Source organism: Catelliglobosispora koreensis DSM 44566 (assembly GCF_000379685.1).
Lineage (GTDB): Bacteria > Actinomycetota > Actinomycetes > Mycobacteriales > Micromonosporaceae > Catelliglobosispora > Catelliglobosispora koreensis.
Map to the genome: position 1 here is coordinate 223554 of NZ_KB903289.1, position 22919 is coordinate 246472.

At 65.8% G+C, this 22919-nt stretch carries 25 protein-coding genes; 14 read left to right on the top strand and 11 right to left on the bottom strand.

The genetic code is table 11. The features are described 5' to 3' along the window. Positions 1–20 precede the first annotated feature (20 nt). Both A3E1_RS0128980 and cydB read left to right on the top strand, forming a co-directional pair. Positions 21–1442: a cytochrome ubiquinol oxidase subunit I gene (locus A3E1_RS0128980; protein ID WP_020524305.1), complete on the top strand. Its 1422-nt coding sequence runs from the start codon at positions 21–23 to the stop codon at positions 1440–1442. 9 nt (positions 1443–1451) lie between these two features. Then, the gene (cydB, locus tag A3E1_RS0128985; protein WP_020524306.1) at positions 1452–2447 is read left to right on the top strand and encodes a cytochrome d ubiquinol oxidase subunit II; all 996 of its coding nucleotides are present in this window, start codon (positions 1452–1454) and stop codon (positions 2445–2447) included. A gap of 191 nt (positions 2448–2638) precedes the next feature. Here cydB and A3E1_RS0128990 read toward each other — a convergent pair whose 3' ends face one another. Together A3E1_RS0128990 and A3E1_RS0128995 are read right to left on the bottom strand one after the other, a co-directional pair. Further along, positions 2639–3130, bottom strand: a complete 492-nt coding sequence (locus A3E1_RS0128990) for a hypothetical protein (protein ID WP_020524307.1) — start codon at positions 3128–3130, stop codon at positions 2639–2641. 33 nt (positions 3131–3163) lie between these two features. Continuing rightward, complete coding sequence (locus tag A3E1_RS0128995; RefSeq protein ID WP_020524308.1) at positions 3164–3877, bottom strand: hypothetical protein; 714 nt, start codon at positions 3875–3877, stop codon at positions 3164–3166. 89 nt (positions 3878–3966) lie between these two features. Here A3E1_RS0128995 and A3E1_RS0129000 point away from each other — a divergent pair, with 89 nt between their 5' ends. Beyond that, positions 3967–4701: an SDR family NAD(P)-dependent oxidoreductase gene (locus A3E1_RS0129000; protein ID WP_026208949.1), complete on the top strand. Its 735-nt coding sequence runs from the start codon at positions 3967–3969 to the stop codon at positions 4699–4701. On the opposite strand, the gene A3E1_RS47420 is transcribed toward A3E1_RS0129000, so the two are convergent. Continuing rightward, entirely contained in the window at positions 4698–5420 is a 723-nt protein-coding gene (locus A3E1_RS47420) for a class I SAM-dependent methyltransferase (RefSeq protein WP_020524310.1), read from the bottom strand. The genes A3E1_RS0129000 and A3E1_RS47420 overlap by 4 nt on opposite strands. An 18-nt stretch (positions 5421–5438) precedes the next feature. Between A3E1_RS47420 and A3E1_RS47425 the strand changes: the two genes are divergently transcribed. Further along, positions 5439–6086, top strand: coding sequence for an HAD family hydrolase (locus A3E1_RS47425; RefSeq protein WP_026208950.1), 648 nt, complete (start codon positions 5439–5441; stop codon positions 6084–6086). After that, a complete protein-coding gene (locus A3E1_RS0129015; protein ID WP_020524312.1) occupies positions 6083–6874 on the top strand; it encodes a PhzF family phenazine biosynthesis protein in 792 nt (263 codons plus the stop codon). The genes A3E1_RS47425 and A3E1_RS0129015 overlap by 4 nt, the downstream gene beginning before the upstream one ends. On the opposite strand, the gene A3E1_RS0129020 is transcribed toward A3E1_RS0129015, so the two are convergent. Both A3E1_RS0129020 and A3E1_RS0129025 read right to left on the bottom strand, forming a co-directional pair. Next, positions 6843–7526: an MOSC domain-containing protein gene (locus A3E1_RS0129020; RefSeq protein WP_040392123.1), complete on the bottom strand. Its 684-nt coding sequence runs from the start codon at positions 7524–7526 to the stop codon at positions 6843–6845. The genes A3E1_RS0129015 and A3E1_RS0129020 overlap by 32 nt on opposite strands. Continuing rightward, entirely contained in the window at positions 7505–8464 is a 960-nt protein-coding gene (locus tag A3E1_RS0129025; protein ID WP_020524314.1) for a pyridoxal-phosphate dependent enzyme, read from the bottom strand. Before A3E1_RS0129025 ends, A3E1_RS0129020 begins: the two co-directional genes overlap by 22 nt. An 18-nt stretch (positions 8465–8482) precedes the next feature. On the opposite strand from A3E1_RS0129025, the gene A3E1_RS0129030 reads away from it, so the two are divergent. Then, positions 8483–8959, top strand: a complete 477-nt coding sequence (locus tag A3E1_RS0129030; RefSeq protein WP_020524315.1) for a GNAT family N-acetyltransferase — start codon at positions 8483–8485, stop codon at positions 8957–8959. 84 nt (positions 8960–9043) lie between these two features. Further along, positions 9044–9856: a hypothetical protein gene (locus A3E1_RS0129035; protein ID WP_020524316.1), complete on the top strand. Its 813-nt coding sequence runs from the start codon at positions 9044–9046 to the stop codon at positions 9854–9856. Here the strand turns inward: A3E1_RS0129035 and A3E1_RS0129040 are convergent. Genes A3E1_RS0129040 through uppS form a run of 3 tightly spaced genes read right to left on the bottom strand, consistent with a single transcriptional unit; the run spans position 9853 to position 11898 of the window. Continuing rightward, positions 9853–10515, bottom strand: coding sequence for an SRPBCC family protein (locus A3E1_RS0129040; protein WP_020524317.1), 663 nt, complete (start codon positions 10513–10515; stop codon positions 9853–9855). The two genes, A3E1_RS0129035 and A3E1_RS0129040, sit on opposite strands and share 4 nt — an antisense overlap. Then, on the bottom strand, positions 10512–11093 hold the full coding sequence (locus tag A3E1_RS0129045; protein WP_020524318.1) for a winged helix-turn-helix domain-containing protein: 582 nt from the start codon (positions 11091–11093) through the stop codon (positions 10512–10514). The genes A3E1_RS0129040 and A3E1_RS0129045 overlap by 4 nt, the downstream gene beginning before the upstream one ends. A gap of 43 nt (positions 11094–11136) precedes the next feature. Then, the gene (uppS, locus tag A3E1_RS0129050; protein ID WP_026208952.1) at positions 11137–11898 is read right to left on the bottom strand and encodes a polyprenyl diphosphate synthase; all 762 of its coding nucleotides are present in this window, start codon (positions 11896–11898) and stop codon (positions 11137–11139) included. Between the two features lie 71 nt (positions 11899–11969). Between uppS and A3E1_RS0129055 the strand changes: the two genes are divergently transcribed. Next, entirely contained in the window at positions 11970–12299 is a 330-nt protein-coding gene (locus tag A3E1_RS0129055) for a DUF952 domain-containing protein (RefSeq protein ID WP_020524320.1), read from the top strand. Here A3E1_RS0129055 and A3E1_RS0129060 read toward each other — a convergent pair. Next, a complete protein-coding gene (locus tag A3E1_RS0129060; RefSeq protein ID WP_020524321.1) occupies positions 12274–13023 on the bottom strand; it encodes a hypothetical protein in 750 nt (249 codons plus the stop codon). The genes A3E1_RS0129055 and A3E1_RS0129060 overlap by 26 nt on opposite strands. A 108-nt stretch (positions 13024–13131) precedes the next feature. On the opposite strand from A3E1_RS0129060, the gene A3E1_RS0129065 reads away from it, so the two are divergent. Genes A3E1_RS0129065 through A3E1_RS0129080 form a run of 4 tightly spaced genes read left to right on the top strand, consistent with a single transcriptional unit; the run spans position 13132 to position 17340 of the window. Then, entirely contained in the window at positions 13132–14229 is a 1098-nt protein-coding gene (locus A3E1_RS0129065) for a phosphotransferase family protein (protein WP_211216015.1), read from the top strand. Between the two features lie 3 nt (positions 14230–14232). Continuing rightward, on the top strand, positions 14233–15342 hold the full coding sequence (locus tag A3E1_RS0129070) for a hypothetical protein (protein WP_020524323.1): 1110 nt from the start codon (positions 14233–14235) through the stop codon (positions 15340–15342). 13 nt (positions 15343–15355) lie between these two features. Beyond that, positions 15356–16801, top strand: coding sequence for an aldehyde dehydrogenase (locus A3E1_RS0129075; protein ID WP_020524324.1), 1446 nt, complete (start codon positions 15356–15358; stop codon positions 16799–16801). 8 nt (positions 16802–16809) lie between these two features. Next, positions 16810–17340, top strand: a complete 531-nt coding sequence (locus A3E1_RS0129080) for a DUF6609 family protein (protein ID WP_020524325.1) — start codon at positions 16810–16812, stop codon at positions 17338–17340. A gap of 43 nt (positions 17341–17383) precedes the next feature. Here the strand turns inward: A3E1_RS0129080 and pepN are convergent, their stop codons facing one another. After that, positions 17384–19909, bottom strand: coding sequence for an aminopeptidase N (pepN, locus tag A3E1_RS0129085; protein ID WP_026208953.1), 2526 nt, complete (start codon positions 19907–19909; stop codon positions 17384–17386). Between the two features lie 108 nt (positions 19910–20017). On the opposite strand from pepN, the gene A3E1_RS0129090 reads away from it, so the two are divergent. Together A3E1_RS0129090 and A3E1_RS0129100 are read left to right on the top strand one after the other, a co-directional pair. Further along, entirely contained in the window at positions 20018–20953 is a 936-nt protein-coding gene (locus A3E1_RS0129090) for a sporulation protein (RefSeq protein WP_020524327.1), read from the top strand. Positions 20954–21095: 142 nt separating this feature from the next. Then, positions 21096–21866, top strand: coding sequence for a TSUP family transporter (locus A3E1_RS0129100; protein WP_020524329.1), 771 nt, complete (start codon positions 21096–21098; stop codon positions 21864–21866). Between the two features lie 29 nt (positions 21867–21895). Here A3E1_RS0129100 and A3E1_RS42665 read toward each other — a convergent pair whose 3' ends face one another. Further along, complete coding sequence (locus A3E1_RS42665) at positions 21896–22915, bottom strand: winged helix DNA-binding domain-containing protein (RefSeq protein WP_020524330.1); 1020 nt, start codon at positions 22913–22915, stop codon at positions 21896–21898. Positions 22916–22919 lie beyond the last annotated feature (4 nt).

Here is a 22919-nt window from a genome sequence, read left to right on the forward strand (position 1 = left end):
CGCTGCGTAATGTTCAGCATATGGACGCGACAGAGCTGGCCAGATGGCAGTTCGGCATTACCACGGTCTATCACTTCCTCTTCGTGCCGCTGACGATCGGGCTGGCGTTCCTCGTCGCCATCCTGCAGACCGTCTATGTTCGCACCTCGCGCCAGGGGCGGCATGAAGCAGCCGAGAAGTGGCTCAAGCTAACCAAATTCTTTGGCAAGCTCTTCCTGATCAACTTTGCCATGGGTGTCGTCACCGGCATAGTCCAGGAATTCCAGTTCGGCATGAACTGGTCCACCTACTCGCGTTTCGTGGGCGACATCTTCGGCGCCCCACTCGCGATCGAAGCCCTGCTGGCCTTCTTCCTCGAATCCACCTTCCTCGGGCTGTGGATCTTCGGCTGGGACAAGCTGTCCAAGCGCATCCACCTGGCCTGCATCTGGGCCGCCGCGATCGGGACCGCTTTATCGGCCTATTTCATCCTCGCCGCCAACTCCTGGATGCAAAACCCCGTCGGCTTCACCTACAACGCCGAGAAAGGCCGGGCCGAACTCACCGACTTCGCCGCCGTCCTCACCAACAAAGTCGCGCTGATTACCTTCCCCCACACCATGTTCGGCGCCTTCCTCGCCGGCGGCGGACTCATGGCCGCCGTCGCCATGTGGCACCTCATCCGCCGCCCCGGCGCCGACACCGCCGCCTACCGCTCCGCCCTCAAACTCGGCGCCTGGACAACGATTCTGGCCACCGGCGGGCTCTTCGTCACCGGCGACATCCAAGGCAAGATCATGACCGAAGTCCAGCCGATGAAAATGGCCGCCGCCGAAGCCCTCTACGAAACCCAGCAGCCCGCACCCTTCTCCATCCTCACCATCGGCACCCTCGACGGCTCAAAACCCGTGTGGCAACTAGAAATCCCCGGCCTGCTGTCCTGGCTCGGCACCGGCTCCTTCGACGGCGAAGTCAAAGGCATCAACGACCTGCAAGCCGAATACGTCTCCCTTTACGGCGAAGGCGACTACAAACCCATCATCCCCGTCACCTACTGGACGTTCCGGTTCATGATCGGATTCGGGGTGCTGGCCGCCCTCCTCGCCCTCTGGGCACTGTGGTCCATCCGCAAAGGCCGCGCGCCAACCAGCAAATGGCTCAAGTGGGCCATCATCGGCCTGCCGCTACTCCCCCTGGCCGCCAACGCCATGGGCTGGATCTTCACCGAAATGGGCCGCCAGCCCTGGATCGTGTTCAGCCAGCTCCTCACCGCCAACTCCGCCTCCCCCTCCGTCACCGCCGCCGACGTCACCACCTCACTAACCGTCTTCACCCTCCTCTACGGCATCCTCGCCGTCGTCGAAGTCGGGCTCCTCCTGCGGTTCGCCCGGGCAGGCGTGCCCGACGTCAAGCCAGCCCAGGAAACCGACGACCCCGACCGCCCCCTAGCGTTCGCCTACTAGGAGTCCACAGTGGAACTTCACACCATCTGGTTCCTTCTGATCGCGGTACTTTTCACCGGGTACTTCGTCCTAGAAGGCTTCGACTTCGGCGTCGGCGTCCTCATGCCCGTCCTCGGCCGCGACGACAAAGAAAAACGCGTCCTCATCAACACCATCGGCCCTGTCTGGGACGGCAACGAAGTCTGGGTCATCACCGCCGGCGGCGCCATGTTCGCCGCCTTCCCCGAGTGGTACGCCACCCTGTTCTCCGGGTTCTACCTACCGCTGCTGCTCATCCTCGTCGCGCTCATCATCCGCGGCGTCGCCTTCGAATACCGCGGCAAACGCCACGACGCCCACTGGAAACGCCGCTGGGACTGGTGCATCTTCATCGGCTCACTCCTGCCCGCCATCCTGTGGGGCATCGCGTTCGCCAACATCGTGCGTGGCGTGCCGCTCGACGCCAACCACGAATACGTAGGCGGATTCTGGAACCTCCTGAACCCCTATGCGCTCCTCGGCGGCCTCACGACCCTGGCCCTGTTCGTCACCCACGGCGCGCTTTTCCTCGCCCTGAAAACCACAGGCGACATCCGGGTACGCGCCAACGCCCTCGCCCTGCGCGCAGGCATCGCCTCAGCGATCCTCGCCGTCGGCTTCCTCGCCTGGACCTTCGCCCAGCGATCGTCCACTTTGGCCATCGTCTTCGGCGTCGCCGCCGCGCTCGCCCTGCTGCTCGGCCTGTTCGCCGCGGCCCGCAAACGCGACGGCTGGGCGTTCACCGGAACGGCGGCCGCCATCGCCTTCACCGTGGCGGCGTTGTTCGCGGCGCTTTTCCCGAACGTCCTGCCCTCCACACTGGACGCCGCCAACAGCCTGACCGTCTCCAACGCGTCCTCCACGCCGTACACGCTGAAAATCATGACGTGGGTGGCGGTCATCTTCACCCCCATCGTGCTGCTCTACCAGGGCTGGACCTACTGGGTGTTCCGCAAGCGCATCGGCGTGCAGCACATCCCCGACTGATCCGCGGTCCACATCGAGAGCTCCCGCCTAAGCGGGAGTTCTTTTATTGGTGAGACTGCCGCGAAGCGGCAGGCATTTGAGGGTTTTAGTGATGTCACATCCCGTAAGCGATCCTAGGACGCTAGTTTGATGGCCAAAGGCCAAAAGAAAGTCCCCGCGACAGCACGAGTCGCGGGGACTGGCCTGGTGTCCTAAGCGGACAGTCGCACCGGGGCTGCGGACAGGATGGACCCGCCCATGATGCTGACGAGCTGAACGTGCCCGATGCCCGCGTTGCCGCAGGCGGCGGTGATGTCGCTGGCGGGCAGCTCGAACGGCCCTGCCACGGCGGTGCCGTTGCCATCGGTCTTGACCGCGTCGGCGAGTTTGCCGATCACGCCGTCGGTGCGCGCCGGGCTGGTGCCACAGAAGACTTCAAGCTGGTAGCTCAGCCCGGCGGGTGCCGACTTGATGTTGAACATGAGGCGCAGGTCGCCGTTGGCCTTATGACGGAACTTGACCACCCCGGCGAAGGTGCCGATGGCGTCAAGGGAAAGGCATTCGCCGTTGATGGAGCCGTTTCCACAGTCGTTGACCAGGGGGATCTTGACAGTGTTGCTGGGTGTGCCGGGTGCGGCCATGGCAGCGCCCGGCACTGCCAGTGCGGCCATGGCGGCCGCACTGAGGGCAATGAATGGGTTCATACCGGACATAGTAGGACTGTCCGGGCTGGACCCTCAGCCGCCGAGTTCGGCGAGTTTCACCTCAAGCTCGGCGAGCTCGGCCCGGAGTTTTTCCGCGTGTGCCTGCGCACTGGCCCGCTCGGTCGACAAGATCTGCTCGACCGCCTCCTGCACGCCCGGAACATCAAGCAGCCCAACCATTTTCAGCGCCTCGGCCGGCTTGATGAGATAGGGCTTGGCGAGGGTCTTAGCACCCTGCACCGCGCCAACGGTCCACTCCCCTTCCGTGTAGGACAGAGTCACCGTGAACGACGGCAACGGCTTGACCTTGGGACCCTTTGGTGCCGCCGGCTTGCGTGGGGCTGGCGGGGCACTGTCTGGTTCGGACACGGTCTTCTCCTGCTTTGAGGCCGGCGGCTCTTGCTGAATCGGGGCTTGCTGCTTGGGAGCCTGCTGTTTGGGGGCGGGCTCACGCACGATCTTGAACTCTGGTTGCGGCGGCGCCGGTGGCTCCGCTTTCTTCGGGGCGCCCTTGGCGGGAGCGGCCCCCTTCGGCGGGATGGCCAGATCGGCTGGCGGGAACGGCAAAATATCAGCGCCGAACTTAACCAGGATCCAGTCTTCCTGCTTGCCCGGATCATCGAGCTGCACCACGTGGCCCATCTGGCCCGCGATTTGGCCCGCCGATTCGGTGAACATCACGCGCGGCCGTTTGCCAGCGGCGAGGGTCTCCTTGATCTGCGTAAGCTCTTTGGCGGAGAGTCCCATGACCTCGCCTCCTCCTCCATTATTGATACGCATGTTCTACCAGAGCCCTCCGACAAGGCGGGCAGCGACACTCGTGATCTACTCACCTCATGCGGAAAGTGACTGTAGTGACCGGAGGGTCGCGCGGCATCGGAGCGGCCACCTGCCGCCAGCTGGCCGCGGCGGGTCATGACCTTGTCATCGGCTATCACAGCGAGAAAACAGCCGCTGAGCAAGTCGCCGCCGATGCCGTGTCGCACGGTGTGCGGGCTGTTGTAGCACAGCTGCGGCTGGAAACCACGACATCCGCCGAGGTCAGCGTGTTCTTCGACGCCGCTGCCGAACTCGGCCCCCTCACCGGGTTTGTGAACAACGCCGCAGCGATCAGCCGTCCGGGCCCGTTCACGGAACTGTCCGAAGCCGACCTGCGCCGGGTCATCGACGTGAACGTGACCGGTGCGATCCTGTGCCTGCAGGAAGCGGTCCGCCGGATGAGCGGCGGCGGAGCCATCGTGAACGTCTCCTCCGGTGCCGCCACGCTGGGCTCACCCGGCGAATACATCCACTACGCCGCTTCTAAGGCCGCGCTCGACACGGTGACGCTCGGGCTGTCCAAAGAGGCCGGCCCGGCTGGCATCCGGGTCAACACGGTGCAGCCCGGCACCATCAAGACCGAGATCCACGACCGCTCCGGCATGCCCGGCCGCCCGGAGATCACCGCCCCGGGCACGCCGCTGCGCCGGGCCGGGGAGCCGGAAGAGATCGCGTCAGCGATCGCATGGCTGCTCAGCGACGAAGCCTCCTATGTGACCGGTGCCGTGCTGCGTGTCGCCGGTGGCCGTTAAGGACGCCGCGCGAGGACCAGGGTGGTACGCAGATCCAGCGCCACCGAGCCGCCGAACCCGTCGATAGTGGACTTCAGCACGGCCAGCACAGTCGCCTGCTCCTCGGCCGGGCGGCGCAGGAACGGCGAGAACGTGCCCGTCAGCGTGAGGAATTGCTCGGTCGTCAGTGTCAGGTCCCGGCTGAGCACGTGACACTGCACGCCGGTGAACAGCCCGCTGCCGGTCACGTCGTCGTAGACCCAGAACTGCGGCCGCTCCCGGTGATAGTTGCCGCCCGCGGCATAAGCGGGATCGAGGGCGGCGGACTGGGCCGGGTCAGCGAAGCAATACTTGTGCCCGAACACAGCCAGCGTCCCGCCCGGAGCGAGTGCGTCAAACGCTTGGGCGCATCGCGTTTGCGGGTCGAGCCAGTGCCACGCCATCGCGCACGCGAGCAGGTCGACACCGCCGGGCGGGGGCGTCCAGTCGGTGAAGGTTCCCGTGAACACCGTCGCCGCTGAGGGCAGAAGAGCGCTCATGCGCGGGTCGGGCTCGATGCATGTGACGGGGGCGCCGAGCGGCAGCAGCACTGCTGTGCCCAGGCCCGTGCCGGCTCCGATTTCCGTCACCGACGTCAGCGGGCCGCTGTGATAGGCCTTGATGTAGCTGGTGAGGTTTTCAGAGTACGCGGGGCGGATGTCTTGATATGAGGAAGCGACGTCACCAAAAACCGTTGTCACGACAGCTATCCTGGCACGGTGATCAGAGCTGTGGTGTTCGACGTTGGCGAGACCCTGATTGACGAGACGCGCATTTGGAGCCGGTGGGCTGACCGGCTCGGCGTGCCGCGGCTGGCGTTCCTGGGGGTTCTCGGCGGGATGGCCGCGCTCGACCGGCATCACCGCGACACGTTCGAGATTTTGCGGCCGGGCACCGATGTCGAGGCTGAGATCGTGAAGTGGCGTGAAGAAGACCCTGACGGGCTGCGCGAGAACTTCGACGCCGGCGACCTGTATCCCGACGTCCGCGACGCCCTGGAAAAGCTGCAGCGCAAAGTGACCGTCATCATCGCCGGAAATCAGCCCCCGCAAGCGAAAGCGGCGCTGGAAAAAATGCGGCTTCCCGCAGACGCGATCTTCACGAGCGCCGAGTGGGGCGTGGAGAAACCGGATCAGGCGTTCTATCTCAAGGTGGCCGAGGTCGCCGGGGTCAAGCCGCAGGAGATTCTCTATGTGGGCGACCGGCTCGACAACGATGTGCTCGCCGCCGGGCAGGCCGGGATGCGCACGGCGCTGATCCGCCGGGGCCCGTGGGGTTACCTGCACTCGCAGCGGCCACAGGCCACGAAAGCCGATGTGGTTATCGACAGCCTGCATGAGCTGCCCGATATCGTGGAAACCCTATGAGAATCCGCATTATTGACGCGTTCGCTGATGGCCCGTTCACGGGAAACCCGGCCGGGGTCGTGCTGCTCGACCGCGACGACTGGCCGGACGAGCAGTGGATGCGCGACGTCGCGATGGAGCTCAACCAGGCCGAGACCGCGTTCGCCCATCCGCTGACCCAAGACGACGCCGACTGGGCGCTGCGCTGGCTAACCCCGGTGTCCGAAGTGGACCTGTGCGGGCACGCCACTCTCGCAGCGGCGCACGCGATCGGGGCCGGGACGATCAGGTTCGCGACCCGCAGCGGTGTGCTCACGGCGACGGTCAAAGCCGATGGTTCGATCACGCTCGACTTCCCGGTGAACCGGCCCGTTCCGGCACCCATCGACCCGGAAATCGCCAAAGCGCTGGGCGCGCAGGTGCAAGCCGCCTACACCACCGGTGCCTTGGGCGATCTGCTGGTGGAGCTTGAGGATGAGGAAACGGTCCGGGGGCTAAAACCTGACCTGCTGGCACTATCCAAAGTCGACGTGCGCGGCGTCATCGTCACGGCCCGCTCGACGGCCAACGGCTCCTACCACTTCGTGTCGCGGTTCTTCGGGCCCGCGGTCGGGGTGCCCGAAGACCACGTGACCGGCAGTGCCCACACGGCGCTCATGCCGCTGTGGGCTTCCCGTCTGGGTAAGACGACGCTGACCGGGCTGCAGGCTTCCCCGCGCACGGGGCTGGTCCACTGTGTTCTCACCGGCGAGCGGGTGGAGCTGACCGGCCGGGCGGTTACGGTTCTCGACGGGCAGCTGCTCGCTTAAGCGCGTAGGCTCTGGTTTCTTCGTCGAGCTCGGGGACGGCGGCCAGTTCGTCCAACAGCGACGGTTCGAGTGTCCACGCGCGAAAGAACTTCTCGATGGTCATGTGGTGATCCGGCCGGTGCACTATCTCGACCGGGTCATCCGCTCGCACCTCACCTGCCTGCACGACGCGCAGATAGGCGCCCGGCCGGGCCCCCGCGGTGAACCGCTTGACCCATTGCGGCACGGCCATTTTGGCCTGGAACGTGGCGCACGGGATGCGCGGCGACGTGGCTTGCAGGATCAGCTGCGATCCGATGCGCCACTGCTCACCGACCAGCGCCCCGTTGACATCGACTCCGGCCGTGGTCAGGTTCTCGCCGAACTTGCCGCCCGGGATCTGCTGCCCCACTTCGGTTTCCCACCAGTCGAGGTCTTCGCGGGCGTAGGCGTACACAGCCTGGTCGTCGCCGCCGTGATGCTTGATGTCAAAGATCTGGTCACCGACGAGCCCGGAGTGCAGCCCGGTGGTCTTGGGTCCCGGCGGCCGCACCAGCACGGGATAGTCCACGGGACGTTTGTTGATTCCGGTCATGCCAACGTCTTTGGCGTTGCTGACCTCTGGCACGGCCAGGTTCACCGACAGGATTCTCACAGTTGCCCGCCCATCCATTGCGTGTAGCGGCTGGCCAGCAGCCCGGGCAGCCCACCCGTGTGCACGAAGACGATCCGCTTGCCCGCCAGTTTCCCGTTACGTGCCAGCGTAATCAGGCCCGCCATCGCTTTTCCGGTATAGACCGGGTCCAGCAGCAGCCCTTCGGTGCGGGCCGCCAGCAACAGGGCTTCTTCACACCCCTTTGTGGGTACTCCGTAAGCCTCCCCCACATGGTCATCGTCGATCTGCACCACTCCGGCCGGCGCGTCGTGCCCGAGCGCGGTGGCCGTGTCGGCGGCCAGGTCGGTGATGAACTCAGCGACGCCGTCCTGCGCGCCGACGTTGATGCCGAGCACCCGGCTGTGATCGCCTAGCCCGGCGGCCAGCCCGGCATGGGTGCCGCCTGACCCGATCGCGACCACCGCGAGGTCAAAGTCGAGCTGCTCGTTCAGCTGTGCGCCAACGTGGGCATAGGCTGTCGCGCCGGGCAGTGACGAGCCGCCGATCGGGATCGCGAGCGCCTTACGTGGATGGGCTTTGGCCGCGTCTTCGATGGCCTGGTTGAGTTCGCCGAACGGCAGGGCGCCGACCCAGGTGATGTTCGCGCCGAGCATCCGGTCGAGCAGCAGGTTCCCGCTCGGGTGCACGTCATCGGGCCACCTCGGGTCCGGGCGGCGTAGCACCAGCTCGCACTCCAGGCCCAGCAGCGCGGCCGCGGCGGCGGTGATGCGGGCGTGATTGCTCTGCGGCCCGCCGCCGGTGACGAGCACCTCGTACCCGCCGGAAGTGGCCTGCTCGGCGAAAAGCTCGAGTTTGCGGGCCTTGTTGCCGCCACCGGCCAGCCCGGTCAGGTCTTCGCGCTTGATCCAAAGCTGGTCTTTACCGAGTCCTAGAGCGCTCGCGAGCCGGGGCAGCGGGTGCACCGGGGTATGGGGCACGGCGACGAGTGGATGCATGGGTGGACAATATCTTCTGTGATCAGACCCGCTACCCCGGCCGACGTGCCCGCGATCGTCACCTTCATCAAAGAGCTGGCCGACTACGAACGTGAGCTCGACAAGGCGATCGCGACTGAAGCCCAGCTGCACACAGCGCTATTCGGCCCGTCCCCGGCGCTCTACGGCCACATGGCCTGCGACGGCGAGACCGGTGAGCCCGTCGGGTTCGCGTTGTGGTTCCTCAACTTTTCGACGTGGCGTGGCGTGCACGGCATCTATCTGGAAGACCTCTACGTGCGGCCCACCGCCCGTGGACACGGCTACGGCAAGGCGCTGCTCAAGCAGCTCGCCCAGATCGCGGTCGAGCGGGGTTACTGGGGTGTGGCGTGGTCCGTGCTCGACTGGAACACCCCGTCCATCGACTTCTACAAGTCCCTTGGCGCGCAGGCTCAGGATGACTGGACGACCTACCGCGTGATGGATGACAGCATGCGCGCTTTGGCGTCTTCATAGCTGTACAGGAAACGACAGCACTAGATCCGTTGTGGCTGTAGATTGCGGCAACCCTTATCCCGCATCAGGTTTGCTGAGGCCACAATGGACAGTGCGCGCAAGGTGCTCACCGCCGTGATCATCGCTGGGGCGATGATAATCGGGGTGGCCGCACCAGCGGCCGCCGCGGCCGGAACGCTAACGGTCACCGCCCCGACGGCGCCGATAGCGTTCAACGCCACCTTTTCCATGAACATCAACTACGCGAACAACGGGGCCACCACGATCGTCGACCCCGATATCGCGCTGTACATCATGGCGAAGAACGGCGCCGGGGTGGCGCAGCCGCTCGCCCCGGCCAACGTGACCATCACCGCGCCGAGCATCCCGGTATACAAGTGGGACACCGGTGCTGGCACACAGGTGGGGGTGAAGTTCTTCCCTGACTCTCACGCCAATCTGGCGCCAGGCTGGAACATCAACTACGTCTTCTCCGTGGGTGTGCAGATGCCGCCTGGCACAGCGAGCCTCGGACTGTCCGCGCGGGTGTGGAAGAGCAGCAACTCGGCCACCGTTTACGCGACCTGGGCCGGTCAGGTGACAGTGACACCGTCGCCTGCACCCACGACGGCTTCACCGACGCCGCGGCCGCGCCCGAGCACGCCGGCGCCACCGACCGCATCACCCACGCCCTCGGCTGAAACGTCAGTGACACCAAGCGAACCGGCGCCTAGCGAACCGGTGATCACGGCGGAGCCCACGTTCACCGAACCGATCGTGACGTTGCCAGCCACCAGTTCCAGCTTGAGCATGTGGGTGTGGTTAGCCGCGTTCTTGATCGCCGTGGCGATGGCGATGCTCGTGTGGGTGATCTTCCGGTGGCGCCAAGACGACGACGGGGAGCCCGCCGAAGGTTAGGACCACCAAGCGCGCCAGGACGGTTCGTCAAAGGTGCTGCCGGGGAACGTGGTGGCGATCAGCATCTGCCCACCATCCGGGTGGGTCTGCGACACCGGGACGGTGCCGATGATGAGCAGCCCATCGCCCCAGCCTGACACGGTGAGGCCCAGCTGGTTCGGGGAACGGAACCACACTTCCCCGGCGAGCTGCTCATCCGTGGGAGCCGTTAGCGCATAAGGCTTTCCGGGCTCGATGTCACCGGCGAGCGCGAACAGCTCGCGCACTTTGGCGTCTCCGGCGTCCCCGCTGAGGTAGGCGGTTTCCCGGTCGGCGCCCGGGTGACGTTCGAGCGCGAAGCGCAGCTGCTGCAGGAACGAGGTCCAGCCTTCGTTGACGTCTTCGTAGTAGGCGTCCCACTCGGGGTTGTTGCCCTTAGGCGCGCGCACCATGCGCACCAGCGTCCGTCCATTGTCGTCGGTCAGGGTGAACGTGTCGCCCGTTCCGAGCGTCAGCGTGTGGCCGTCTTCGGTCGCGTGCGTGAAGTAGATGAGGTCGATCTCGGCGTCGAGGCTGTCGAGGTGCCACCCGTGCCAGCGGCGCAACTGGTCCTTGTCGCGAAACGCCTGCCACACCGTGTCGATGTCAGCGTCGACAAAGACCTCATATTCGAACGTCATGATGCTGCTCCTAACGCGGATGCCGCCGGGGCGGGATGCCCACCGGCGATGAGGCGGTAAGGCCGCCCGCCCTCGGTATCGAACGTGGCCACCACCTGGGCGATGGCTTCGGCGAGCGCGTCGGTGAACCGGTGCACGTCGGCAGGCTCGGCGAAACGCACCCGCGCCTCGGCGGCGAAGGTCAGCAGCCGGGTGCCCTGCTGTTCGGCACCGGCTTGCATGCGCGCCACCTGACGGACCGTCTCGGACGCCACGGCCAGCAGTTGTTCTGCCGCGACCCGGTCGCCGGTGTGCGCGTCGGTCATGACCTGCGGGTCAACGACGAAGTCGGCCGCGGTGGTGCGCATGAGCCGCTCCTGGCAGCCGCGGCGCTGGCGCTGGCCGGTCTGCTCGATGAGCCCGGCTTGCTCCAGCAGGCGCAGGTGATAGCCCACGCGCTGACGCGGCAACGACAACTCGGCGGCCAGCTGGGCAGCCGAGCCCGGGGTGCGCAACCGCTCCAGCAACTGCCGGCGCAGCGGTGACAGCGCCAGGCGCACCTTGTCTGGCTGCTCAAGCAGGGAAACGGCGGCACCCATGACCGCAGTTTCCCATTAGACAGAAAAATTTGTCAAATGAGGTTCAGGCTCCCAGCCTGCGATGACGGCTGGAGTAGGAGCGCAGCGCGCGCAAGAAGTCAATCTTGCGGAACCCGGGCCAGTAGACGTCGCAGAAATACAGCTCGCTGTAGGCCGCTTGCCACAGCAGGAACCCGGACAGCCGCTGTTCCCCACTCGTGCGGATGATGAGATCCGGGTCTGGCAGCCCACTGGTGTAGAGATGCGCGGCGATGGCGTCGGCGGAAAGCTGGTCGGCCACGTCCAGGAGCGGAGTGCCGGCGAGAGCGTGAGTGTCCAAAAGCGACCGTACCGCGTCGACGATCTCGTCGCGGCCGTCATAACCGACCGCCACCGTGAGCTTGAAAGGGCCATCGGTTTGCGAGACAGCCCGTTTGAGGGCTTCCCGTGTCGAGTCCGGCAGCGTGTCCAGACGGCCCGCCACGTGGACCTGCCATTGGCCGCCAGGACGGGCCAGCCGCTCCGCGACCACTTCCTCGATGACCCGCATCAGGTAGCTGACTTCTTCAGAGCCGCGCTTGCGCAGGTTATCCGTTGACGCGACGAACACCGTGACGTGACCGATGCCCAGGCTCGCACACCAGCTGAGCACCTCCTCGACATGCTCGGCACCGTAGCGGTGCCCGACGCTGGGATTGCCAAAACCTTGCTGCCGGGCCCAGCGGCGGTTGCCATCCATCACCATCGCGACGTGCCGGGGCAGGGCGGCGTCGCGCAGTGCCCGGGTCAAGCGGCGCGCATAGGCGGCATAGAGCAGCTGAAGCATGCCGCTGAGGTAACCAGCCACTTGCGGAGATCCGGCGCGACCGGAGTGAAGAACCTGTGTAGCCTTCCGCCATGATCTATCACATCGCCCTGCCCGGTGACTGGATGGCGGCTCAGGCCGAAGGCGTTTACACGGTCTCGACGCGCGGCCGGAGCCTGGCCACTGAGGGCTTCATCCACGCCAGCGATTCACTGGAGCAGGTCGAAGCCGTGCGGCAGTTCGTCTATGACGATCTGGAAGACTTGCTGCTGCTGGAGATAGACGAGTCCAAAGTGGACTCCCCCATTGTGCGGGAGATCCCGCCAGGAGCGGATCAGGAGTTCCCGCACATCTACGGGCCGTTGCCGCTGTCGGCCGTCACCGGCGTCCGCAAGCTCACGGCTTTGCCACCACGGCGATAAGCCGGTCGTGTTCGGCCTGGGTGCCGATGGCCGTCCGGTGTTCGGGATGCTCGGCATACCAGCGGATCGCCCCGGCCAGCAACCACGGGTGCACCGGTGTGGAATGCGGAACGTAAGGCCGCTGCGGCGTCCCCGCGCCGAGCACGCCACCGCTTTGCTTGATGAGCGAAGGATCCGTGACAGCCAGTTCGATGGCGTTGATGACCGGCTTGGCGGGTGGCGCAGGCGGCCCGCCTGGGGCGAGCGCGACCCACGGGATGAGCCGGCGAAACGTGGGCAGCCGCTGCTCGATGCCCTCGGGCGTGAGCCGCAACGTCATGCCCCGGGCGGCGAAAACCCCTGCCACAACGGCGAGAGCGCTGACGAGCAGGCCAGCGATGCCGAAGACGGATGCCTCGATGACGTCGCCGCGATACGCCGCACCGCTGACCCTGGCCGCGAGCAGCGCCACGAATAGGAACAGCGCCCCGGCCTTGAACGCGATAGTCGGCATCGGGATATCGAATCCGCCTGGCACCAGCCAGAATCGCCATTGTTTGGAGCGCTTCCAGAACCACACGCCCTGAGCGAGGCCGGCGACGATGACAAGGACGATCGCGACGCACGGGATCGCCTCCGGGCTCATACCCCAACGGATATTGGCGAGCGCCGAGAAGATGGCGATGAGGACGGCGGCGGCCGCCAGTCCAATGACGAGGGTCCGGCTACGCGAGGGCTCGGCCATGCCACAGCATAGAACAAGCTATCAACTCAGCCATGGACAGCCGTTTGAACCACGTGCTCTAATGCGCTAGAACGTGTTTCAGAAATGGCCATGATGGAGGAGGTAGCGGTGCCTGGTGAACACTCAGGAGTAGCGCGTCCGGCCGGCACCCACCGCGACCCTGAGGAGATCGCCGCCCGGCTGCGGCCATGGCTGTCCGGGCACGCCGGCGCCGAAGCCACGATCACGGACCTGCAGATCCCGGAGTCCAACGGCATGTCCTGCGAGACCGTCCTGTTTGACGCGTCGTGGGACGGCGCCAAGCACCAGCTCGTGGCCAAGATCGCGCCCGACCCGGGTGCCGTGCCGGTCTTCCCCACCTACGACATGGGCCGCCAATTCCGCGTCATGCGCGCTGTGGCTGAGCACAGCCAGGTCCCCGTGCCGCAAATGCGCTGGCTCGAAGAGAACACCGGTGTCCTGGGCGTGCCGTTCTTCGTCATGCAGCGTCTCTACGGTGAGGTGCCGCCCGACGTCATGCCCTACAACTTCGGCTCCTGGCTATCGGAGGCCAGCGAGGCAGACCAGCGCCGCCTGCAGGACAACTCCGTCAACGTGCTCGCCGGACTGCACGCCATCGATGTGAACCAGGTCAGTTTCCTTAGCCCCGCTGGACTGTCAGCGCACGTGGCCTCGCAGCGGGCCTTCTATGACTGGGTCTGCGGTGACGGCATTCGCTCCCCGCTGATCGAGCAAGGGTTCGCCTGGCTGATCGAGCACTGGCCCGCCGGCGAGGGTGATAGCGTGCTCAGCTGGGGCGACGCCCGCATCGGCAACATCATGTACCAGGACTTCACGCCCACCGCGGTGCTCGACTGGGAAATGGCCGCGCTCGCGCCACGGGAAGTCGACCTCGGCTGGTTCATCTTCCTGCACCGCTTCTTTGAAGACATCGCCGCGGGCTTCGACCTGCCAGGGATGCCGAACTTTCTACGGCGGCAAGATGTTTGCGCCACCTATGAGCGGCTCACGGCGTACCAGCCGAAGGATCTGGATTTTTATCTGGTCTATGCGGCATTGCGCCACGCGATCATCATGTTCCGGATCCAGGCACGTGCCATCCACTTTGGAGAGGCCGAAGTCCCGGCCGACCCCGACGAAATGATCATGCATCGGGAGACGCTCAAAGCGATGCTCGCCGGCACCTACTGGGACGGGGTGAAGTAGTTCGTGCTGTCGCCGCTTGACGACTATCCGGTGCACCAGGTGCCGGAAGTGATGCGCCATCCCGGCACGTCGGACCGCAACTTCTACGACCGGTACTACTTCAACGCCTACTCCCCCGCCGCCGACCTGTTCCTGCTGGCCGGGCTCGGGCAATACCCGAACCTCGGGGTCATGGACGCGTTCGTGCTCGTGCGGCAAGGCACCGATCATCTCGTGTTGCGCTCCAGCAAGGAACTCGGCGCCGACCGCATGGACCTATCTGTCGGGCCGCTGAAACTTGAAGTGCTGCAAGGACTTTCGACGCTGCGCCTGACAGCTGAAGCAGGTCACGGCCTATCGGCCGACCTGACCTTCAACGGCAACATCCCGGCCACCCTCGAACCCCGGCATTTCAAACGCGAACTCGATCGCGTCATGTTCGACACCGTCCGCTTCGCCCAGACGGGCCACTGGACCGGCACGCTGACCGTCGACGAGGTCACCCACGAGGTGAAGGGCTGGCGCGGAAACCGGGACCGGTCGTGGGGGATCCGCCCGGTCGGTGAGCCAGAACCCATGGGCCGCAAGGCAGGTGGCGGCCGCGACGCCTTCTTCTGGATTTACAGCGTCATGCAGTTCGACGATTTCTCCGTCGTGGTCATCGTCCAGGAAGACGCCCAGGGCCGCCGCGTGATCGAAGAAGGGCTGCGTGTGTGGACTTCGGGTGCCTCCGAATGGCTAGGCCGCCCCGAGCACGTCTTAGGCTTCGCGCCCGAAACCCGTGACGTCACCTCAGCTTCGCTGACCTTCCACAAACCCGGCACCGAGGTCTTGACCATCGACGTGGACCTGCTGCTGCCCGCGCATCTTGGCGTCGCTACCGGCTACGGGCACCTGGAAGACGAGTGGCGCCACGGCATGTGGCAAGGCCCCGACGTGCGAACCCAGACGGTCCGCCGCGACACCGCTGGCTTTGAGTTGCCAGAACGCATGTTCTGCCCCGTGGATGTGCTCAGCCGCTTCGACTTGCACGGCCGCGGCGAAACCGCCACCGGCACCGGACTGTTCGAGGTGGCGGTCATCGGCCCACACCCGGGCTACGGCTTCACCGGATTCCTTGACACCGCTGCCTAAGGGAGGGCATCACATGCGCGAGTACAGCCAGCTTTTCATCGGCGGCACCTGGGTTTCGCCATCGTCAGACGGCTTCGTAGAGGTCTTGTCGCCCGCCGATCAGGCGTTCGTCGGACGGGTTCCCGCCGTCACGACCGAGGACATCGACCGGGGCGTTGCCGCCGCACGCGAAGCCTTCGACAACGGACCGTGGCCACGGATGTCGCCCGCGGAACGGGGCGCGGTCATCGCCCGTGTCTCGGAACTGCTCGCCGAACGCGGCGACGAGCTGGCCCACCTCATCTCCGAGGAGATGGGTGCCCCACTGTCCACGGTGTACACCCTGGGCAACACGCCCTCGCACGCCGTCCTGGACTTCTACGCCGGCCTGGCCGACTCGTTCCCGTGGGAAGAAACCCGCATGGGCCAGTTCGGGCAAACCCGTGTCGTCAAAGAGCCTCTTGGCGTCGTCGCGGCCATCACGGCGTGGAACGTGCCGATGTTCGTGGTGTTCAACAAGCTCGCCCCGGCCTTGCTCGCCGGCTGCACCGTGGTTATCAAGCCAGCACTGGAAACTCCACTGTCAGCCTTCCCGCTCGCGCAAATGTTCGCCGACGCGGGCCTGCCCGAAGGGGTGCTGTCGGTGCTGCCGGGCGGCGCGGCTGTCGGCGAGCACCTGGTGAACCATCCCCTCGTCGACAAGGTCACCTTCACGGGCAGCACCGCTGTGGGCCGGCGCATCGGCGCCCTGTGCGGCGAACGGCTCAAGAGCTGCTCCCTGGAGCTCGGCGGCAAGTCCGCGGCCATCGTGCTGCAGGACGCCGACCTCGACATGTACATGCCGATGCTCACCATGGCCTCGCTCATGAACAGTGGCCAGGCGTGTGTGGGCCAGACCCGCATCCTCGTGCCGCGCTCACGTGCCGCCGAGATCACCGAGGCCTACGTGGCGGCGGTCGCAGAAATGAAGATGGGCCATCCGTCCGAAATGGACACTGAACTCGGCCCGCTGATCTCGGCTCGCCAGCGCGACCGGGTTGAGGGCTACATCGCTTCGGGTAAAGAACAAGGCGCCCGTTTGGCCTTGGGCGGCGGCCGGCCGGCCGGCTTCGACAAAGGCTTCTACGTCGAGGCGACCATCTTCGATCAGGTCGACAACAGCATGAAGATCGCCCAGGAGGAGATCTTCGGTCCCGTGATTTCCATCATCACGTATGACACCGAAGACGAAGCCATCCGCATCGCCAATGACTCTTCCTACGGCCTGGCCGGTTCGGTGTGGACGTCCGATGTGGACCACGGCATCGAGGTGGCAAAGCAGGTGCGCGCAGGCACTTACGGCATCAACTGGTACGCCTTCGACATGGGCTCGCCTTTCGGGGGCTACAAAAACTCTGGCATCGGCCGCGAAAACGGTCCCGAGGGCCTGGACGCCTTCTGCGAAACCAAGTCCATCATCATGCCGATGGGCCACGTATAGTCGCCCGGGTGATCGCCCTTCTCGACACCGCCGCTCTGGATCATCCCTATCCGCTAATCCGGGGCGGCGGCCTGTTCCTCATGTGCGTCGGTGCTGGCTTCCTGCTGTGCTGGATCTTCCCCAAGCACTGGATTCCGTTCGCGATCGGCGGCGGCGTGGCCGGCTTCATCGCCAGCGGGCTCTCAGCGCTGCTGCCCAGAATCGGCACCATCGCCCCGGTGCACATCATCGCCCTCGTCGGCTCGATGGTGCTGGAAATGGGGCTCATCTACCTGGCGATCACCCGGTTCAAAGACGCGGGAACCCGCAAGCTCCTGATGGCCATCCTGTTCGTTGTCGGCCTGCACTTCATCCCGATGGGCCTGGCCCATGGCCCGCTCATCCTGACCCTCGGCGTGCTCTGCTGCCTCAACGCTTTCATCGGCTTCCGCGCTGAGCGCGTCGACTGGCGCGTCTTCGGCGTCATAGACGCGCTTCTCAAGCTGGGCTTCGGGCTCTGGATGTTCCTGGCCTACCCCGCTTTCACGTATCCCTTCTGACACCTACGTTTGGGGCCGCTTTACCAGCGGCCCCAAACGGGCTTTACGCGGCGTCGCGGGCGCGGGCCTTGAGGGCACGGGCGACGCGGTCGCGGCCTTCGGCGACGATGCGGCGCAGCGGCCCCGGATGCCCTTCTTCAGCGAGCCAAGCCTCTGATGCCGCAAGCGTTTCCTCGGTAATCACCAGACGAGGGTAGGCGTGGATGGCGAACGTCCGCTGCGGCTCACCCTCCAGCCGGTCCCACACGCTCGCGACCACGGCGAAATAGCTTGCGGCGTAAGGCGTTAGCAGATCGGCGTGCCCTGGCTGCTGGAATCCGTCCACGAGCGCTTCTTGCAGCCAGTTGGGCAGATCCGGCTCCTCGGTCAGGCGCCGCCACACTTCGGCCTTCACCGCGGCATCGGGCAAGGCAGCGTGCGCGGTCGCGGCTTCGCGACGCCCGCCAGCGGTGTCGTCACCCGCGAGCGCCGCGTCAATGTCAGCCGGGCTTGCCGCGCCGTTTGCCGCTAGCGACTTGACCACCAGCCACCGCAGATCCACGTCAATGTCCAGCCCCGCCGGGACGTCCTGCCCGTCGAGCCAGCCCTTGATCGCGGCGAGTTCAGGGGACGTGCGGGCGGAGACGGCGAACAGCCGGGCCCACTGCAGCTGGCGATCGCTGCCAGGCTCAGCGTCGGCAATAGCCGTGCCTGCGGTCGCGTGCAACAGCCCCCATCCCGTTGCCGCCCAAGCCGGATCGGCGAACTCCGTTAGCGCGCGCTTCGCCGTCGTGAGCGTCCCCTCGACGATGTTGACGTTGCGCTCACCGGCCAGCCCGGCGGCCACCTGAGCGAGATAGGCGCGGGCGGGCAGCTCAGCGTCGCTCACCATGTCCCACGCCGCTGACCACACCAGCGCCCGCTGCAGCGCGCCGGGGAAAGCCGCCACGTGACGCATCACGGTCTGCGCCGAGTGCTCATCGAGGCGCAACTTGGCGAACGTCAGATCGTCGTCGTTGAGCAGCAACACATCAGGACGCCGCTCACCGAGCAGCTCGGGCAGCACCGTCCGGGCACCCGTCACGTCGGCGGCGACGAGCTTACGGCGTACCAACACTTGATCCTGAAGGTCGTAAAGTCCAATGTGGATGCGGTGGTCCCGAAGCGCCGGGTGCGATGCAGGCGCCTCCTGAAGCACAGCCACCTCGGTCAGCAGACCGTCAGCGTCAACCGTTACCTCCGGACGCAGTGTGTTGACCTGAGCCGTGCGCAACCACCGCTCGGCGAAGCCGGAAAGGTCACGGCCACAAGCTTTCTCCAGCGCGCCCAGCAGATCGGCGAACGTCGCGTTGGACCAGGCGTGCGCCGCGAAATACGACCGCAGCCCGGCGAGGAAAGCCTCCTCGCCAACGCTTGCCACGAGCTGCTTGAGCACACTGGCGCCCTTGGCATAGGTGATGCCATCGAAGTTCAGCACTGACGACTCGACGTCGGTCACTTCGGTGTAGACCGGGTGCGTGGAGGACAGCTGGTCCTGCCGGTAGCCCCAGTTCTTCGTGGTGGCAAGGAAAGTCGCCCACGCCTCGGTGTAGCGCGTCGAGCCCTCGGCCGCCCAGTAACACGCCCACTCCGCGAACGCCTCGTTGAGCCACAGGTCATCCCACCAGCGCAACGTCACCAGGTCGCCAAACCACATGTGCGCCATCTCGTGCAAAATAACCGCCGCGCGGTCCTCGTACTGAGCGTCGGTCGCCTTGGCGCGGAACAAGAACCGGTCCTCGGCGAACGTCACGCAGCCGAAGTTCTCCATCGCGCCCATGTTGTACTCGGGCAGGAACAGCTGGTCATACTTCGGCAGCGGATAGGCGATGCCGAACTGGCTGGCATAAAAGTCCAGGCCCTGCTTGGTGACCGTGAGGATGTCGTCAGCGTCCAGATGCGGCGCCATCGAGGCCCGGCAATAGACGCCGAGGTCGACGTCACCGTGCCGGTCCCGCACCACGTGATAAGGCCCCGCGCACACCGCGCCGAGATAGGTGCTCATCCGCGGCGACCGGGCAAAGTGGACGGTCCGCGAACCTTGCTTTTCCTCCGAGTGCGAGGCGGGCATCGTCGAGGCGACCTGCCAGTGCGCGGGCACGGTCACCCGGAACGTGTGCTCAGCCTTGAGGTCAGGCTGATCGAAACACGCGAAGACCGCCTGCGCATGAGCCATGCACAGCTGCGAGTAGAGGTAGACCTCGCCATCGGCCGGGTCGGTCAGCCGGTGCAGCCCCTCACCGGAGGTGCTGTACGGGAAGTCACCCTCAATCACGAGCTGGTTTTCCTCCCGCAGCTCGCTCAATGTCAGCCCCGCGTCCGCCGACCAGCCGGCCAGATCCAGCGGCTCCCCGTTCAGCGTCGCCGACCGCAAGACCACCGGCGCGACTTCGATGAAGGTGACGCCCGACGTTCCGCGATAGGCGAAATCGACCACCGTGCGCGAGGCGAACGTCGCGCCGTCGCCGGTCAAATCAAGCGTGATGTCATAGTGCCGGACCTCGAGGACCGCGGCTCGGTCAACGGCTTCGGACTGGGTGAGGTTACGAATCGCGGCCATAGCCTGGAGATGCTAGCCGTCAATGGCCGCCAGCATTAGGGGGTTTTTCGGGGCCGTGGGGTCACGGAGATAGTGGCAAGAGCCTGCTAAACATGACGCATGGTGTTTAAGAAGATGCTCGCCGCCCTCGGCGTCGGAGGCCCGTCAGTAGATACCGTCCTGGCCAGCCCCAGCGTGCAGCCAGGCGGCAAGCTCACCGGCCAGGTGCACATCAAGGGCGGCGACCGCGATACCCAGATCGAATATGTCTCGCTTGGCCTGGTTACCCGTGTCGAAGTGGAAAGCGGCGACTCCGAATACAGCAAGAACGTCGAGTTCCACCGCATACACGTGGCCGGGGCCTTCACGTTGCCCGCGGGAAGCACCCAAGCGCTGCCGTTCACCCTGGAGATCCCCTGGGAAACTCCCATCACGTCGATCTACGGCCAGCACCTGCACGGCATGACCATGGGTGTGCACACCGAGCTGTCCGTGGCCAAGGCCGTCGACAAGACCGACCTCGACGCCGTGGCCATTCAGCCGCTGCCCATCCACGCGGCCATCCTCGACGCGTTCCTGCGCCTGGGCTTCCGGTTCAGCCGGGCCGACCTTGAGCGCGGCCACATCTACACCGTGCAGCAAACGCTGCCGTTCTACCAGGAGATCGAGTTCTACCCGTCCCCCGCTTACAGCGGGCGTATCCGCCAGCTCGAAGTCACCTTCGTGACCAGCCCCACCGGCGTCGACATCGTCTTGGAGTTCGACAAGCGCGGATTCCTCGGCAGCTCACACGACAGCTTCAGCCGCTACCACGTTCGTCACGACGAAGTCGGCAGCAAAGACTGGACCTCCGTCGTCGACGGCTGGATCCGGCAGGCCGCTGACAAGCACGGCTCCTTTGGCGGGCACGCGCCGCACCAGGGCCACGGCCGCCGCGGCGGCATCGGCATGGGTGGAGTGGCCGCTGGCGTCGCCGGAGGTGTCGTCGGCGGCATGCTGCTCGGCGAGGCTTTCGAAGAGGTCGGCGAAGCCGTCGACATGGACTTCGACTTCTAAGCGCAGTTTTCTGCACGATCACGCCGCCGGCCCCGGGCCGGCGGCGTTGCTATTGTTCACCTCGTGTTCAAGGCCCTCGTCTGCTTCATGCTCGTCTTTATCGCCATCGGCGCGATAGGCATGTTCCTTGCCACCAAGCGCCGTGGACGCGGGTGACTTAGCCCTCCTGCTGATCGCCGCGACCGCCGCCGGGTGGATTGACGCGGTCGTCGGCGGCGGAGGCCTGCTCCTCATTCCGGCCATGTTCGTCGCGGCGCCACAGCTGCCGACCGCGACCGTTCTCGGAACCAACAAACTCACGGCCATCGCGGGTACGACGAGCGCCGCGATCACGTTCGCCCGGCGCACCAAGATCCCTTGGAAGACGGTCTTGCCGGCTATGGCGCTGGCCGTGCCGGTCTCGGGCTCCGGCGCCTGGCTCGCCGGAAGCATTCCCGCCAGCGTCTTTCGGCCCATCGTGCTAGCCGTGCTGGTGTTCGTCGCCGTCTTCGTGACCTTCCGCCCGGCCATGGGCACGATCGCTCATCCGTCGCGCGACACCGTGCCCAGGCGGACCCTCGCCATCGCGGTGGCCGGGGCGGCAATCGCCTTCTACGACGGCATGATCGGCCCTGGCACGGGAACGTTTCTCATCCTGACGTTCGTCAGCACCATCGGCGCCGACTTCCTGCACGCGTCAGCCATGGCCAAACTCATCAACCTCGCCACCAACTTCGGCGCGCTGATTGTCTTCTCCTTCAACGGCCACGTCCTGTGGACGCTCGGCTTGGCTATGGCCGCGGGCAACATCATCGGCGCTCAGCTGGGCGCCCGGCTCGCGATCCGCAAAGGTGCCGGTTTCGTGCGCCTCATCCTGCTGACCGTCGTCTGTGGACTCATCGCCCGCCTCGCCTATGACCAGTGGTTCAGCTAGCGTCACCACCTCTAAGTGATCCTAGGACGCTAGGAGTTAACGAAGGTCAGCAAGCGCTCGCCTTCTTCGTCGACGGCTGCCTGCTCCGCTTTGGACAGGGGCGAAAACGGTTCTACGTAAAAGTTTCCGTCCGTGATGCGCCAGTCGGCCCGGTAGAAGCCATCCACGAGGACGCTGCCGAAGCCCGCCCCGTGGCCAGGTGGCAGCGGCACTCGCCGTCCGTCGGTGATGAATCGCGTGCGCACAGCGTGGGACAGCAGCAGGTTGTCGTACTGCGGGAGAAAGCGCACAGGAGCTGGGGTGTCCTCGGGCGGGCGCGGCGCGTCAGGCAAGTCGTAGTAACCGTCCCCCAAGGACATGAGCGGCAGCCGTTCCACGACTTCACGAAGCCGGGTCAACCCCGACCACTGCTGTGCGTCCTTGACGGTCGCCGGGCCGAAGGCACCGAAGTAGCGCAGGATCAGATCGTCCACAGACGACGGTCCGAGCTCGCGGCCGAGCCAGTCCTGCGCCAGGCTCAGCTTCGCGGGGCCGGACGTGGGCCAGAGACCGCGCGGGGGCACCTGAATCAACGGCACCAAGAACGCGATGGCGTAACCGAGCGCCTTGGGATCGTCGGACGGGAATAGCGGCGCCAGGCCGGCCGACAGTTCAGTCAGCGAGAGCGGCCTTGAGGCAAGCAGCTCCAGCCCGGCGGCGACGACCGCGGCCGGGTCGGCGACCTGTTTGCCGAATGGCCCGTTGGTGAACTGGCGCGCGATCACCGGTGCCGTGAGCGGGCGCCAGCTCACGTAGTCGGCGACGGGAACGAGGTGAACGGTCGAGCGCATCAGCAGTCCCCGTACGACTTGGCGGTCAACCAGAAGTGACGCAAGTGACGTTGGCTCGAAGGCATTCAGCCGCGTCCACAGGCCGACGTAGGGTGACAGTGGCGCCTGCGCCTGGATCCCGCCGAGACGCGAAATCGCTTCTAGCGGGGTTATGTCGTGGCGGCGCAGTAACATCTGCCGGTCCAGGGTGGCCCGGTTGAGGGCTCGAATGGTGATCACCCGT